Annotated in this window: 11 protein-coding genes; 9 read left to right on the top strand and 2 right to left on the bottom strand. The window is 70.8% G+C overall.

All coding sequences use genetic code 11. From position 1 onward, the window contains the following. Positions 1-86 precede the first annotated feature (86 nt). Positions 87-836, top strand: a complete 750-nt coding sequence (locus ACFXC1_RS08780; RefSeq protein WP_381240681.1) for an IclR family transcriptional regulator — start codon at positions 87-89, stop codon at positions 834-836. Positions 837-1,073: 237 nt separating this feature from the next. Continuing rightward, positions 1,074-3,506 carry an aminopeptidase N gene (gene pepN, locus ACFXC1_RS08775; RefSeq protein ID WP_381240679.1) on the top strand — a complete coding sequence of 811 codons (2,433 nt, stop codon included), beginning with the start codon at positions 1,074-1,076 and terminating at the stop codon, positions 3,504-3,506. 11 nt (positions 3,507-3,517) lie between these two features. On the opposite strand, the gene ACFXC1_RS08770 is transcribed toward pepN, so the two are convergent. After that, positions 3,518-4,696 (bottom strand): CdaR family transcriptional regulator, encoded by a 1,179-nt coding sequence (locus ACFXC1_RS08770; protein WP_381240676.1) that lies wholly within the window; start codon positions 4,694-4,696, stop codon positions 3,518-3,520. A gap of 199 nt (positions 4,697-4,895) precedes the next feature. Between ACFXC1_RS08770 and ACFXC1_RS08765 the strand changes: the two genes are divergently transcribed. Genes ACFXC1_RS08765 through ACFXC1_RS08750 form a run of 4 tightly spaced genes read left to right on the top strand, consistent with a single transcriptional unit; the run spans position 4,896 to position 8,664 of the window. Next, complete coding sequence (locus ACFXC1_RS08765; RefSeq protein ID WP_381241133.1) at positions 4,896-5,828, top strand: substrate-binding periplasmic protein; 933 nt, start codon at positions 4,896-4,898, stop codon at positions 5,826-5,828. 9 nt (positions 5,829-5,837) lie between these two features. Then, a complete protein-coding gene (locus ACFXC1_RS08760; protein WP_381240674.1) occupies positions 5,838-6,593 on the top strand; it encodes an amino acid ABC transporter permease in 756 nt (251 codons plus the stop codon). Further along, complete coding sequence (locus ACFXC1_RS08755) at positions 6,590-7,384, top strand: amino acid ABC transporter ATP-binding protein (RefSeq protein ID WP_381240672.1); 795 nt, start codon at positions 6,590-6,592, stop codon at positions 7,382-7,384. Before ACFXC1_RS08760 ends, ACFXC1_RS08755 begins: the two co-directional genes overlap by 4 nt. After that, positions 7,381-8,664 (top strand): NAD(P)/FAD-dependent oxidoreductase, encoded by a 1,284-nt coding sequence (locus ACFXC1_RS08750; RefSeq protein ID WP_381240670.1) that lies wholly within the window; start codon positions 7,381-7,383, stop codon positions 8,662-8,664. The genes ACFXC1_RS08755 and ACFXC1_RS08750 overlap by 4 nt, the downstream gene beginning before the upstream one ends. On the opposite strand, the gene ACFXC1_RS08745 is transcribed toward ACFXC1_RS08750, so the two are convergent. Beyond that, the gene (locus ACFXC1_RS08745; protein ID WP_381240669.1) at positions 8,661-10,808 is read right to left on the bottom strand and encodes an MMPL family transporter; all 2,148 of its coding nucleotides are present in this window, start codon (positions 10,806-10,808) and stop codon (positions 8,661-8,663) included. The two genes, ACFXC1_RS08750 and ACFXC1_RS08745, sit on opposite strands and share 4 nt — an antisense overlap. Before the next feature lie 199 nt (positions 10,809-11,007). On the opposite strand from ACFXC1_RS08745, the gene ACFXC1_RS08740 reads away from it, so the two are divergent. From ACFXC1_RS08740 to ACFXC1_RS08730, 3 genes are all read left to right on the top strand, one after another. Continuing rightward, positions 11,008-11,499 (top strand): hypothetical protein, encoded by a 492-nt coding sequence (locus tag ACFXC1_RS08740; protein WP_381240666.1) that lies wholly within the window; start codon positions 11,008-11,010, stop codon positions 11,497-11,499. A gap of 144 nt (positions 11,500-11,643) precedes the next feature. After that, positions 11,644-12,960 (top strand): MSMEG_0569 family flavin-dependent oxidoreductase, encoded by a 1,317-nt coding sequence (locus tag ACFXC1_RS08735; RefSeq protein ID WP_381240664.1) that lies wholly within the window; start codon positions 11,644-11,646, stop codon positions 12,958-12,960. Positions 12,961-12,975: 15 nt separating this feature from the next. Further along, the gene (locus ACFXC1_RS08730; RefSeq protein WP_381240663.1) at positions 12,976-13,791 is read left to right on the top strand and encodes an amidohydrolase family protein; all 816 of its coding nucleotides are present in this window, start codon (positions 12,976-12,978) and stop codon (positions 13,789-13,791) included. Positions 13,792-13,834: the final 43 nt, after the last annotated feature.

Here is a 13,834-nt window from a genome sequence, read left to right as displayed (position 1 = left end):
TCCCGTCGACGCACGACGGCAGGGCCGTCGCCTGGCGGCTGCGCAACAGGCAAACGGGGGCGAGAAGTGTGATCACAGGGGAAGTGATGGCACCTGGGACACGGGTGCCGACACGGCGGCCGGAGGCGTTGCCGGCCGCCACGGGAAACGCCGGCGGAAGGAGTGTGCTGGAGGGCGCGTTCGCGTTGCTGGAGGCGGTGGAGCAGGCGGTGGAGGCGGGGCCGACGAGACTGGCTTCCGACTGCGGGCTGCCCAAGACGACCGCGTACCGGCTGCTGGAGCAGCTGGCGGACCTGGGCGCGGTCGAGCGGTGCGGGGGAAGTTACCGGGTGGGTAGGCGGATGTTCCGGCTCGGGCGGGCCTGGCAGCCGCATCCCAGGCTGCGCGCCGCGGCTCGGGAACCGATGCGCCGGCTGGCGCAGCTCACGGGGACGACGGTGGGGATCGCCGTGCTGTGGCAGGGCGAGACGCTGATGGTCGAGTGGTGTCCCGACGACATCGAACAACTCGATCCGATGCAGACCCGTATGACCTGGCCGTGGTTCACAGCGGCGGGCAAGGTCCTGGTGGCCACGGCCGTCCCAGCACCGCTGCTGGGGCCGCTTCCCGCGTCCTGGGCGCGGGACGCCGCCGTGATTCGTGAGCGGGGTGTCGCGTTCGACCGGGAGGAAGTGGTGAGCGGGGTGTGCTGTGCGGCGGTTCCGCTGTTCGGCTCGGGCGCCACGCCCCTGGCCGCGCTCTGTGTGCTCACCGATCCGGCACACCATTTGGAGCGGCTCGCCGAGACCGCCCGCCGCACCGCCCGGGTGATCGGCACGGGCCTGCGGGGGCGGTGACACGGCGGGGCCGGCGGCGGCGTTCGGCGCTCGTGCGGGGATGAGCACCGGACACGCCGACGGCCCCGTCCGCGAGTACGCCGGGCGCCCGGGCGGGAGCGAGCGCCCGGCGTACCGATCCGTGTGGAGGGTCGACGTCGCACCACCATGGCCGTACGTCTCCAGCGCGCCGAAACCCCGCGCCGCCCGGCGATCTTCGACATAGGCTGACGGCCGTTGTCTGCCGAGGGAGGACACATGGGGATCCGAAGCCTGACCCGCACCGAAGCCGAGCTCCGCGCCGCGCTGATCGCGGTCGAGCGGTACGACGTGGACGTCGATCTGACCGCGCTGCCCGAGGGGCCGGAGGTCCGCTCGGTCTCCACCGTGGCGTTCACCTGCCGTGAGCCTGGCGCGACGACCTTCGTGGACTGCGCCGCCCGGGTTCTGAGCGCGACGCTGAACGGCGTCGAGGTCGGCCCCGGCGAGGACGGGCGGATCCAGCTCCCCGGTCTCGCCGCGCACAACGTGCTGCGCGTGGAGAGCGTGCAGGCGGACACCACCACCGGCGAGGGCGTGCACCGGGCGACGGATCCCGGTGACGGCGAGGTGTACGTGTGGATGAGTTTCGAGCCGGACGAGGCCCGCTTCGTGTGGGCCTGCTTCGACCAGCCCGACCTCAAGGCCCCGCACGCCTTCAGCGTCACGGCCCCGGCCGCGTGGACGGTCACCAGCAACTCCGGTGACGCGGACGTGGAGGAGCTGGGCGCGGCCCGCCGGTGGACGTTCCCGGACACCCCGCCCCTGTCGACGTACAACACGGTCATCAACGCGGGCCCCTTCCACGAGGTCCGCCGCGAGGTGGACGGCTACAGCCTGGGCCTGTACTCCCGCCGTTCGCTCGCCGAGGTCCTCGAGCGGGACGCCGACGAGATGTTCACCCTCACCCGTCAGGGCCTCGCCTTCTACGCCGAGGTCTTCGCGATGCCGTTCCCGCAGCGCAGGTACGACCAGGTGTTCGTGCCGGAGTTCGGCGGGGCGATGGAGAACTACGGCTGTGTGACGTGGTCGGACGTGTTCCTGCGGCGGGCCGCGCCGACTCCCGCCGAACACGGGCTGCTCGCACGGGTGTTGCTGCACGAGATGGCGCACATGTGGTTCGGCAACATCGTCACCATGCGCTGGTGGGACGACCTCTGGCTGAACGAGGCGTTCGCGGAGTTCGCCTGCCACTGGGCCGCCGAGCGCGCCACCCGGCACACCGACGTGTGGGCGAGCCATCTGATGATCGGCAAGATCAGCGCGTATCTGTCCGACCAGGGCCCCGCCTCGCACCCGATCCACCAGCCCATCCACGATGTCGCCCAAGCCGCGTCGATCTTCGACAACATCACCTATCCCAAGGGCGCTTCCGTCCTCCAGCAGCTCAAGACGTACGTCGGCGAAGAGCACTTCAGGACCGGCATGGCCGCCTACTTCGCCCGCCACGCGTGGGGCAACACCACACTCCAGGACCTGATCGACTCGCTGTCGGAGGCCAGTGGCCGCGACCTGGACACCTGGCGTACCGCCTGGCTGGCGACCGCGGGCACCGACCGCTTCACACTGGAGCGCGAGGGCGACGCCCTCACGCTGGTGGCCGACGGCAGCCCGCGTCCGCAGGTGCTGGCGGTGGGCGCGTACGGGGAGAACGGCGACGTGCTGGAACGCCGGGCGCTGGTGCGGGTCGAGGTGACGGGGACCCGCACCCCGGTGCCCGAACTCCCGCCCGCCGACGTGCTGTTGATCAACGACGACGACCTGACCTTCGCCACGACCCGCCCTGACCCCGCCACCAGGGACGCCCTGTTCCGCACGGCGGCACGGCTGCCCACGGCGATCTCGCGGGGCGTCGCCGCGGCCACCGTGTGGGACATGCTGACGACCGGCGAGGCCACGGCGGCGGAGGCCGGGCGGAGCCTCACCGCGCTGCTGGTGGCCGAGACGTCCGACGCGGTGATCGAGCCGTATCTGAACCTCGCCGCGAACATCGCGGAACTGTGGGCGCCGGCCACCGAGCGGACCGAACTGTCGGCGGCGGTGGCGGCGGCCTGTCTCCGGCTCGCCGACGATCCCGGCCTCCATCAGGTCGCGCTGCGCGGGCTGGCCCGTACCGCGACGACCAGGGCCGATCTCGACCGGCTCCGCGAACTGGCCGGTGCCGACGTGGACCTGCACTGGCGTGCGCTGGTCCGCGACGCGGAACTGGGCGGGGACGTCGCCTCGGAGACCGGGCAGCTGCTCGCCCGCGACCCGGACCCCGACGCCTGGACCCGTGCCCTGACCGTCCGGGCCGCGCTGCCCGACGCCGCCTCGAAGGCGGAGGTCTGGCAGCGGCTGGCCGTGGACCGTGCCGTCCCCATCAACGCGGTGGGTGCGGTGGCGGCGGCCTTCTGGCGCCCGGACCAGGACGCGCTGCTGGCTCCCTACGCGGAACGCTATCTGGAGGCGGTCCCGAAGCTGCACCAGGGCGGAATGATCCTGGCGATGGGCTACACGCGCCACCTCTTCCCGCTGCACGCCATCGACCCGGCGTACATCGAGCGGGCCCGGCAGGCGTCCCTGGAGGCGGTGCCGGTGGTCCGCACCACGCTCCTGGAGCGCTCGGACGAGGTCAGCCGCATGCTCCGGGCCCGCGCGGCGAAGGCCTGATCCGGGGTCGTTCAGTGTCCCAACCGGTCGGCCAGGCACGCGAGATAGAGCGCCATGGCCGTCCGGTACTCCCGCAGCGGGCGGCCGGTGATCTGCTCGATCTTGTTCATCCGGTAGACGACGGTGTTGCGGTGGATGTGCAGGGCCTCGGCGGTGCGGACCAGGTTGAAGCCGCTCTCGCACCATGCGGTGACGGTGTCGCGCAGGGCCGGCCAGTCCGGCTGGGCGCGCAGGTCGGTGGCTGTGAGTTCCAGCAGTCTGCTGCGTGCTGACTGGCTCACCGCCGTCACCACCTGGTGGACGCGCAGGTCAGTGATGAGGTGCACGGGGTCGGTATCGGCGAACCGGCCGCCGAGGCGCAGCGCGTCGCACGCGTCCTGGTAGGAGTCGTGCAGGCCTCCGACAGCGGTGGCCGCCTCGCCGATGCCGGCGCGGGCCGCGAGGCCGTCCTGAGCGGCGATGAGATCGGTGACGCGGCGGCAGTCGGCCACAAGCGAGGCGGTGGAGCGTCCGGGGGGCAACCGGTGCAGGACGCCGATCCAGCCGGGCGCGGTGGAGGCGACAATGTCCTGAGGGTCGGCGAAGAACTCCCCCACCGTGCGCAGGAGTTCGGAGCGAACCAGAGCCATGTCCCGGGTCTGGGCGCTTCCCTGTCGGCGGGGCGCGGAGTGCGGCACGGTCACCTCGAAGGCCACGGCGACCCGTCGTAGGCGCAGGTCGTAGCCGAGTTCGGCCGCACGGAACACGAGGAAGTCGCCTTCGACGACCTGTGGGTCGTAGGACGCGATGTCGGCGAGGAGTTTCTCGGCGGCCCGTTCCGCGAGGAGCCGGGAGCGGAGCATCACGGACTCACGGAGCAGGATCTCCGTCTGGCGTTTGACGAGCAGGCCGAAGCGGCGGACCTGGGCCGGGGTGCCGGTGATACCGACCGTGCCCACGGCCTGTCCGTTGGTGATCAGCGGGAGGGTGACTCCCGGGCGTACGCCGCGCAGTTGCTGTGCCTGGGAGGCGCTGTGCGTGGCCGGTTCCTTCGTACGGACGACGTCGACGGACGCCTCGTGGAAGCTGCCGACGCGGCTGCTGTCTCCGCTGCCGATGACGATCCCTGCGGCGTCCGTGATCAGTACGTTGAAGCCGATGACGGCGGAGGTGTCCCCGGCGATCTCCTGGGCGAGTGACGGGCTGAGCACGGGGTTTCCTCCCGTCGCGGGCGGGCCGGATTGGACGCACCGTACAGGGGACCGCGTGAATCCGGCCACAACTTCGTACGAAGTGGACGATGACGTGTGGCCGGTTGATGCCTAGCGTTTGGGCCCAATCACTTCCCGCCGAGGGCACAGCGCGGTGAACGGCGGGTCCCTTCAGTGCCGATACGGAAGGCCCGTGCCGATGATCCGTGTGCGCTCACTCGTGGTCGCTTTGTCCGCGACGCTGCTGTTGTCCACCGTCGCCGCCTGTGGTTCGGGCGGCGACGACGCCCCGAAGAACGTCTCCGCGAAGACCGCCGCCCTGGGTACGCTCACGCCCGGCGTCCTCAAGGTCGCCGTCGAGCCGTACGCGCCCTACACCACTGTGCGGGGCGGGAGGATCGTCGGGCTCGACGGCGACATCCTCACCTACGTCGCCAAGAAGCTGGGCCTCCAGGTCAAGCCCCAGGTGACCGACTTCGCCGGCATGCTCGCCGGGGTCCAGTCACGTCGGGTGGACATCACGATCGGCGGTGTCGCCTGGTCCGCCGACCGGCAGAAACAGGGGCTGTTCACCGATCCGCCGTACTACTCGCCCCCGGCGATGGCCGTCCGCAGCGGCAAGACCTACCAGACGCTTGCCGACCTCAAGGGCCTGAATCTCGGCACGGTCGACGGCTATGTCTGGGTCAAGTCGATCCAGGCCGTGCCCGGCGCGAAACTGCACGCCTACCCGGACGCCAACGGCGTCTTCGACGACCTCGGCGCCGGCCGCATCGACGTCGGCTTCCTTGACCCGCTCATCATCATCGCGGCGCAGAAGCAGCGCCCGGACCTGAAGATCGCAACGGAGTACCTGACCCCGCCGACCGCCGCCGAGGTGAAGGCGAAGCCGGCCCTCCAGTACTTCGAGCCGTACCAGACGGGCTTCTACCTCCCCAAGAAGGCCACGAAGTTGGAGCAGGCGATCTCCGCGCAGATCGACGCGATGTACCAGAACGGCGAGTTGGCGAAGCTCGTCACCAAGTACGGCGGCGATCCCGCGCAGTTCCTCAGGCCCGCCGCCGATGTCGCCACCGCCCGGCGCGGTGTGGACCGGCCGGGCGACTGGACACCGCCGACCATCGGGAAGTGAGGAACCGACATGTCGGGTCTCTTCCAAGTCCCCTGGTCCGACTACCGTTCCGACCTGATCGACGCCCTGTGGCGCACGGTCTCGTACACGGTGGTCAGCTTCACCGGCGCCGTCGTCCTCGGTCTGGTCGTGGCGCTGCTACGGCTCAGCAAGGCGTGGCCCGCGCGGGCGCTCGCCGCCGTCTACACGGAGATCTTCAAGAACGTCCCGCTCCTCGCCATCATCTTCCTGACCTACTTCGGTCTGGCCTCGGCGGGCATCCGGCTGGACGTGTTCACCGCCGGGTGTCTGAGTCTCGTCGTCTTCTACGCCGCCTATCTGTCCGAGATCTTCCGGTCCGCGATCAGCGGGGTGCACGACGGGCAGACCGAGGCCGGTGAGGCGCTGGGGCTGGGCAGAGTGGGGATCTTCGTCCACATCGTGCTGCCGCAGGCGGTCCGGCAGGCGCTGGCCGGGACCAACACCATGCTCGTCGACCTGTTGAAGTCCACCTCGCTGCTGGTAACGGTGTCCGCCGCCGAGTTGATGTCGGAGGGGCGGCTGATCACGTCCGCGACGTTCCGGGCGCTGGAGGTGTACCTGGTCATCTCGGCCATCTACTTCGCTCTGTGCTATCCGCTCTCCCAGCTCCTCCTGCTGCTGGAGCGCAAGGTCCGGGCGGGCGTCCCCCTCTCCCCCTGGCGGCGGCGCAGGGTGCGCGCGGCCCGGACGCTGCTCGCCGCGGACCTCGGCGCGGGAGCCAACCTGAAGGAGCCGGCCGTATGACCGAGCCCGTCACCACGGCGAAGTCCACCCCAACCACCCGCGCCGAAGCGGTCGTTCGGATCAAGGGGCTGAGCAAGTCCTTCGACGGCCGTCTCGTGCTCGACGACGTGAGTCTCGAGGTCGACCGCGGCCGGATCGTCAGCGTCATCGGTCAGAGCGGCGGCGGCAAGACGACGTTGATGCGCTGTGTGAACCTGCTGGAGCGGCCCGACCGGGGCACGGTCGAGGTCGCCGGGGAGGTGGTGCACCACGACGGCGGCATGGTCTGCCGCGACCTGCCCGGGCTGCGCCGCACCGTCGGTATGGTTTTCCAGCGCTTCAACCTCTTCCCCCATCTCACGGCCGTGGAGAACGTCGTGGTCGCCCAACGCAAGGCCGGTGTGCCGGAGTCGGAAGCCCTGGAGCGGGCTGTTGCCCTGCTGCGCCGGGTCGGGGTGGCCCATCGGGGTCTCGCCCTGCCCGACCGGCTCTCCGGCGGTGAGCAGCAACGCGTCGCCATCGCCCGCGCGTTGGCGCTCCGGCCCGAGGTGCTGCTCTTCGACGAACCCACCTCCTCCCTGGACCCGGAGGCGACCCGCGAGGTGCTGAGCGTGATGCGCGAACTGGCCGCCGACGGCATGACAATGCTGCTGGTCACCCATGAACTCCCCTTCGCCCGCGAGGTGTCCGACCATGTCGTCTTCGTCGACGGCGGCCGGATCGTCGAGGAGGGCCGACCGCAGCAGGTCATCGACCACCCCGAACAGGCCCGCACCCGCGCGTTCCTCGCCGCCTACGGATCCACATCATGACCGGGCACGGTGGTCCGGTCGTCGTGGTCGGCGGCGGTGTCGTGGGACTGTGCACGGCCTACTACCTGGCCGAGGCCGGCCTGGAGGTGGAGGTCGTCGAGCGGCGCGCGCTGGGCTCCGGGGCGTCCCGGGGCAACGCGGGCTGGGTCTGCCTCAGCCATTCGACCCCGGTCCCCGCGCCCGGCGTGGTGCGCTATGCGCTCCGCTCCCTGGGCCGCCCGGACTCGCCCCTGTACCTACGGCCGCTGCCCGATCCGGCGTTCGTGCGGTGGCTGTGGCGGTTCTGGCGCAGCAGCACCCCGGCCGCGTTCCGGCGCGGCTACACGGCGATCGCCGAGCTGAACCGCACCACGTTCGACCTGTTCGACGGGTTGCGGGCGGCCGGGGTCGAGACCGGCCTTACCCGGCCGGGCATGGTGCACGCGTTCCTCTCCCCCGCCGAGGCGCGCCATCATCTCGCCGTGCAGCGGCAGATGGCCCACGGCCGCTATCCGATGCCGGACGACATGGTCACGGGCGACGAGGCCCGGCTGCTCGACCCGGCGCTTTCCGACCGGGTCCGCGCCGCCTATCTCGTGGAGGGCGAGGGCGTGGTCGACCCGGAGGCGTTCGCCCGCGCCCTGGGCGAGGCCCTCACCGCGTCCGGGGTGAAGGTCCACGAGAACACGGAGGCCACCGGGTTCCGCATCGGGGGCGGCCGGGTCACCGCGCTGCGTACCGCGACCGGTGAGATCCCGTGCTCGTCCGTCGTCATCGCGGCCGGTATGCGTTCCTCGGACCTGCTCGGCTCGCTGGGCCATTCGCTGCCGCTCCAGGCCGGGAAGGGCTACAGCTTCTCGGTAGACCTGGATCCGGCGCCCCGGCACACGCTGTACTTCGGGGAGCGCAGGGCCGTCGCCTCGCCGATCGGGGCCACCACCCGCATCGGCGGCACGATGGAGCTGAGCGGCAACAACAACCGTCTCGACTGGCGCCGGATCGTCGCTGTCGCGCTCGCCAGCCGGCACTATCTGGGCCGGTGGTTCGACGACCCCGACGACCTCGTGAGCCTCATCCGCGATCCGTGGGTGGGCGGACGCCCCTTCCTGCCCGACGGACTCCCGGTCGTCGACCGCGTCCCCGGGCACGAGAACGCGTTCGCGGCGACCGGCCACGGCATGCTCGGCGTCACCCTGGGCCCGGTGACCGGCCATCAGCTGGCCGCGTACGTGCGCACCGGCCGGCGCCCGGACGCGCTGACGCCGTTCCGCTTCGGCCGGGGGCCCTGGGCGAGAGCCTAGTCCGCCGGTGCTGTGGGCGCGGGGCCGGCCCGTTCCGGGTGCGGGGAGGAGGGCTGCACACGCAGCGGCCGGGCCGCCCACGCGGGCAGCTGCCAGTTCCAGCCGCCGAAGAGCGAGACCAGGGACGGCACGAGCAGCATCCGGACGATGGTCGCGTCCAGCAGGATGCCGATGCCGAGGCCGGTCGCGAGGGTCTTGAGGTCGGTGCCCGGTCCCGAGGCGAGTGCGGCGAAGGCGAGGAAGAGGATGAGTGCGGCGCTGGTGACGAGGCGGCCGGTGCGGCCGATGCCCTCGACCACCGCTTCGTCGGTGGAGAGGCCGGCGTCGTACTCCTCCCGGATGCGGGAGAGGATGAACACCTCGTAGTCCATGGACAGTCCGAACAGGAACGCGAAGATCATGATCGGGATCCAGAACGTGACGGCCCCCGTCGCAGCGATGCCGAAGATCGCGTTGGAGCCGTGACCGTCCTGCCAGAAGAGGACCATCAGGCCGAGGGTCGCCGCCAGTGAGATCAGGTTCAGCAGCACCGCCTTCAGCGGCAGCAGCAGCGAGCGGAAGGCGCGCACGAGCAGGACGTACGTCAGCAGCGCGATGATCGTCAGCATCAGCGGGAAGTTGCCGTAGACGGCGTGCAGGAAGTCGATCTGGGCCGCGCCGACTCCGGCGACGCCGACTGCGCCGGGCAGGTGCTCGGTGGCGGTCTTGACCCGTTTGACGACGTCGATGCTCTTCGAGTTGACCGTCTCGGTGTCGGGGATGACGACGACGATGCTCTGTCCGCCCCGGTTGCCGGCGGGCCCGCTCGGCACGAGGACGCTGGTCACGCCGTCGACCTTGGCGAGTGCGGCGGCGACGGGTTTGGCCTGGTCGGTGCTGACCAGGACCTCCATCGGGGTGAGCGCGCCGGTCGGGACGCCGCCGCGCTCCAGGGTCTGCAGGGTGTCGTAGGCCGGGCCGTTCTTGGCGAGGGACTCCGAGGAGGCGAGGCCGATCTTGATGCCGAGGAAGACGCCGACGAGGGCCGCGAGGGCGGCCAGTGCGGCGCCTGCCGCGATCCAGCGGCGCCGTACGACGGCGGCGGTCCAGCGGCTCCAGAAGCGGCTCGCCCGGTTCTCGTGCCGGATCTTGGGCCAGTCGACCTTGGGCCCGATGCCGCCGAGGATCGCGGGGGTCAGGGTGAGTGTCGTCAGCACGCTGGCGAGCGGGATGAGCGCACCGCCGTAGCCCATGCTGCGCAGGAACGGGACGGGCAGGACGACCAGGGAGAGCAGGCCGATGGCGACCGTGACGCCGCTGAACACGATCGCGTGCCCGGCGTGCTGCATTGCGACGACGACCGCGTCGTGGTTGTCCCGGCCGCGGTCGCGCTCCTCGCGCCAGCGGGTGACGAACAGCAGCGAGTAGTCGATCGCGACGCCCAGGCCGATGAGGGCGACCAGGAACTGCACGATGAACGACACGTCGGTGGCGTAGGTGAGCGGCAGCAGCATCACGAAGGTCGCGAGGATCGACACCGCGGCCACCAGGAGCGGCAGCAGGGCGAGGAAGGACGCGAACACGAAGGCGAGGACGGCGAGTGCGCCGACGGCGCCGAGGAGGGTCTCGCCGAGTACTCCGGGGCCGCCCCCGTTGTCGCCGCCGGAGGCGAGGGGGTCCTCGCCCGTCACGCCGACGCTGGCGCCCGCCGGCGCGGCCTTCTGGGCGGCCGTCTTGATCGGGTCGGTCAGCAGGGTCTGGCTCGGTGACGGGTTGAACCGGTAGAAGACCAGCGCGTAGGCGGTGCGGTCGTCCTTCGTCCGGAACGCCTTGTCACCGGTGTTGGCCTCGTCGATCACCCGCAGTCCCGGTGCGGCCGTGCCGGCGGCGGTGAACACGCGCCCGACGTCCGTCTCGTGGCCGGTGACGGTCTGTCCGGCGGGCAGAGTGACGGCCACGAGATACGGATTGGTGTCGCCGCCGCTGCCGAAGGCCTTCTCGATCTTGTGCGCGGTCACGGTGCCGGGCTGGCCGGGCAGCGAGAAGTCGATCGTGAGGCGGTCGGTGGTCCGGCCCGCCAGGGCGATGCCGGCGATGAGCACCAGACCCCAGAACGCCACGACCGCCTTGCGATGCCGAAGTACGAATTCGGCCCACCGTCGCATGCCGGACTCCCCGCGTCGTAGGTTGCGCGAGTCTAGCCCGTCGCCCCGTTCATCCGCTATCGGGATAATCCATCCGGTTTGACAGGATCCGGAAGCACAGAATCCGGGTTCGCGCACCTCGGGAAGAGAGCGCGGTCCATGGCTGTTTCAGCCTTAGGTACCGGATCATGACCGGACTCCTGAGAACGGAGCAGTCAAGGTGAACAACGCGTCGAAGGCCGACATACGCCAGGTGCCGGACGTCCCGACTCCGACGCCGGACACGCTGGAGCGGGTCCGGCGGCACCGGCGGCACACCCTGGAACTGCTCACCGTCTGCGCCGTGGGACTGGTCCCCTGGACAGTGCTGCTGGCGGTGACACTGCCGGCCCAGTACGAGGTGCACCAGTGGCGTGTGACGTGGGTCGGGTTCGACGTCCTGCTCGTGCTCTCGATGGCGGCCACCGCGCTGCTCGGCTGGCGGCGGCACCGGGGGGTCATCGTGGCGGCGGTCTTCTCGGCGGCGCTGTTGATCTGCGACGCGTGGTTCGACATGTCGCTGGCCTTCGGCACCGACGACGTCTGGTCGGCCGCGGCCCTCGCGGTCTTCGCCGAACTGCCGCTGGCCGGCTATCTGATCCACCGGGTGATGGCGATGATCTCGCTCGCCCGGTGGCCGAACGTGGAAGCGGCCACCAGGCTCACCGAATAGCCGCCTTGCCCCTGCGGCAACGGTGAGGTTTTCGCAACTCCCCTTTGTTCCCGATGACTTCGTTCGGACATCCACAAGGCCGAAGTTGGTCGCCATGAAGAGCGGCGAGGTGGCAAGACCTCGGCGCGCGGCATGGAGGATGTCATGTCCGAGATGCGATTCGCTGTCCGCGCACACTACGCCGTCGCCGTGGTCGGCGGCGGTCAGGCCGGACTCTCCGTCAGCCACCAGCTCCATGAACGCGGCATCGACCACATCGTCGTCGAGGCCCACCGGGTCGGCCACGAGTGGCGCGAGCGCCGCTGGGACTCCTTCTGTCTGGTGACCCCCAACTGGCAGTGCCGACTGCCCGGTTACCCCTACCGGGGAGACGATCCGGACGGCTTCATGGTCCGCGACGACATCGTGCGCTACCTGGAGGGCTATGTAGCCCACTTCCGGCCACCGCTGGTCGAGGGCGTGACGGTCACCAGGCTGCGCCGCTCCCCGAGCGGGGTCTTCGAACTCTCCACCACACAAGGGGACTTCACCGCCGACCAGGTGGTGATCGCGACCGGCCCCTACCACTCCCCCGCCCTCCCCCCGATGGCCCAGCGGCTGCCCGACCCGGTCACCCAGGTCCATTCCTCCCGCTACCGCAACCCCGCCCAACTCCCCCCGGGCGCCGTCCTGGTGGTCGGCACCGGCCAGTCCGGCTGCCAGATAGCCGAGGACCTGCACCTCGCCGGCCGCCAGGTGCACCTGTCCGTCGGCAGCGCACCGCGCGTGGCCCGCTTCTACCGCGGCCGTGACTGTGTCGCCTGGCTCGACGAGATGGGCCACTACGCCAGGAGCATCGACGACTTCGACGACGCGGGCGCGGTCCGGATGCGCGTCAACCACTACGTCACCGGACGCGGCGGGGGCCGCGACATCGACCTGCGCGCCTTCGCCAGCGACGGTATGCGGCTGTACGGCCGCCTGACCGAAGTCAGCGGTAGGGCACTGGAGTTCGCCGACGACCTCAAGGTGAACCTGGACCACGCGGACGCCGTGGCCGAGGGTATCAAGGACGCCATCGACGCCCACATCACCGCCCATGGCATCGCCGCACCGGACGAGGCCCGCTACATACCGGTGTGGGAGCCCGACGACCAGCCCCGCGAACTCGACCTGGAGCAGGCCGGCATCACGTCCGTCGTCTGGTCGACCGGGTTCCGCCGCGACCACCGCTGGATCGAGGCACCGGTCTTCGACGGCCGCGGCTACCCGATGCACTGGCGCGGCGCCACCAGCGTCCCCGGCCTGTACTTCCTGGGCCTGCCCTGGCAGCACTCGTGGGGTTCGGGACGCTTCGAAGCGGTGGGCAGGGACGCGGAGTTCCTCGCTGACCACATCGACGCCTCGCGCCGCCTGGCCGACGTGTGCGGCACCCTGACCGGCGCCCCCACCGACCTCGCCTCCGCCCTCCCGATCGGCTGAGGAACGGGAGAGACCATGGTCTACGACGCACACCGCCACATCGGCGTCCTGCCCGCGTATCCCTTCTACGGCGGCCCGCCCGTCAACCCCGACACCACCGCCCGCGCCACGGTCAAGCAGCTCATCGCCGACCTGGACGCGGAGGGCACCGAACGCGCCCTGGTCATCCCCAACTACGGCGTGCCCGACCCCTCGATCGCCTTCTCCTTCAACGAGTTGGCGATCGAGGCCGCCCAGACCGACGACCGCGTCCGGGCCGGACTGTGGGTCTCCCCGCGTCCGGAGGACGAGCAACGCACCGCCCGGGCACTGGAGTTGGCGGGCGAGCGGGGCGTGAAGGCGCTCAAGCTGAGCTTCCTGCTCGGCGGGCGCCCGACCGACCCGGCCTGTCGCCCCCACCTCGACCACATCTTCGCCACGGCGGCCCGCCACGGCCTCGTCGTCCACGTCCACACCTCCCCCGGAGCCGCCTCCGACATCGACGAGGTCGGCCACCTGGTCGACTGGTACGCCGATCGGGTCCCCGTCCATCTCGTGCACTTCGGCGGCGGGATGAGCGGCCACATCAAGCTGGCCGGTTCCCGGTTCTTCGACTGGATCAGCGCCGGCAAGCACGTCTACACCGACCTCTCCTGGGCCATCGGTTTCACTCCCCGCTGGCTGGCCAAGGAGATCGAGCGCCGCGGCATCGGCCACGACCGGGTGCTCTTCGCCAGCGACCAGCCGTGGGGCGACTTCACGGGCGAGTACGCCCGCCTCGCCGAAGCGACCGGCGGCGGCACACTCGGCGACCTGGTCTTCAGGGACACGTTCGCCGCGCTCTACGACTGACCGACCCCCCTTCTCTCAAGTCCGGCACGCACGTACAAGGAGA

The sequence above is a fragment of the Streptomyces hokutonensis genome, assembly GCF_042751305.1.
Lineage (GTDB): Bacteria > Actinomycetota > Actinomycetes > Streptomycetales > Streptomycetaceae > Streptomyces > Streptomyces hokutonensis_A.
This window is presented reverse-complemented; position numbering and strand designations above follow the sequence as displayed.

Bases quoted from the DNA above. Each gene is read 5' to 3' on its own strand.
- ACFXC1_RS08780 (WP_381240681.1), top strand. From the start codon at position 87: ATGGCACCTGGGACACGGGTGCCGACACGGCGGCCGGAGGCGTTGCCG.
- pepN (WP_381240679.1), top strand. From the start codon at position 1,074: ATGGGGATCCGAAGCCTGACCCGCACCGAAGCCGAGCTCCGCGCCGCG.
- ACFXC1_RS08765 (WP_381241133.1), top strand. From the start codon at position 4,896: ATGATCCGTGTGCGCTCACTCGTGGTCGCTTTGTCCGCGACGCTGCTG.
- ACFXC1_RS08760 (WP_381240674.1), top strand. From the start codon at position 5,838: ATGTCGGGTCTCTTCCAAGTCCCCTGGTCCGACTACCGTTCCGACCTG.
- ACFXC1_RS08755 (WP_381240672.1), top strand. From the start codon at position 6,590: ATGACCGAGCCCGTCACCACGGCGAAGTCCACCCCAACCACCCGCGCC.
- ACFXC1_RS08750 (WP_381240670.1), top strand. From the start codon at position 7,381: ATGACCGGGCACGGTGGTCCGGTCGTCGTGGTCGGCGGCGGTGTCGTG.
- ACFXC1_RS08745 (WP_381240669.1), bottom strand. From the start codon at position 10,808: ATGCGACGGTGGGCCGAATTCGTACTTCGGCATCGCAAGGCGGTCGTG.
- ACFXC1_RS08735 (WP_381240664.1), top strand. From the start codon at position 11,644: ATGTCCGAGATGCGATTCGCTGTCCGCGCACACTACGCCGTCGCCGTG.
- ACFXC1_RS08730 (WP_381240663.1), top strand. From the start codon at position 12,976: ATGGTCTACGACGCACACCGCCACATCGGCGTCCTGCCCGCGTATCCC.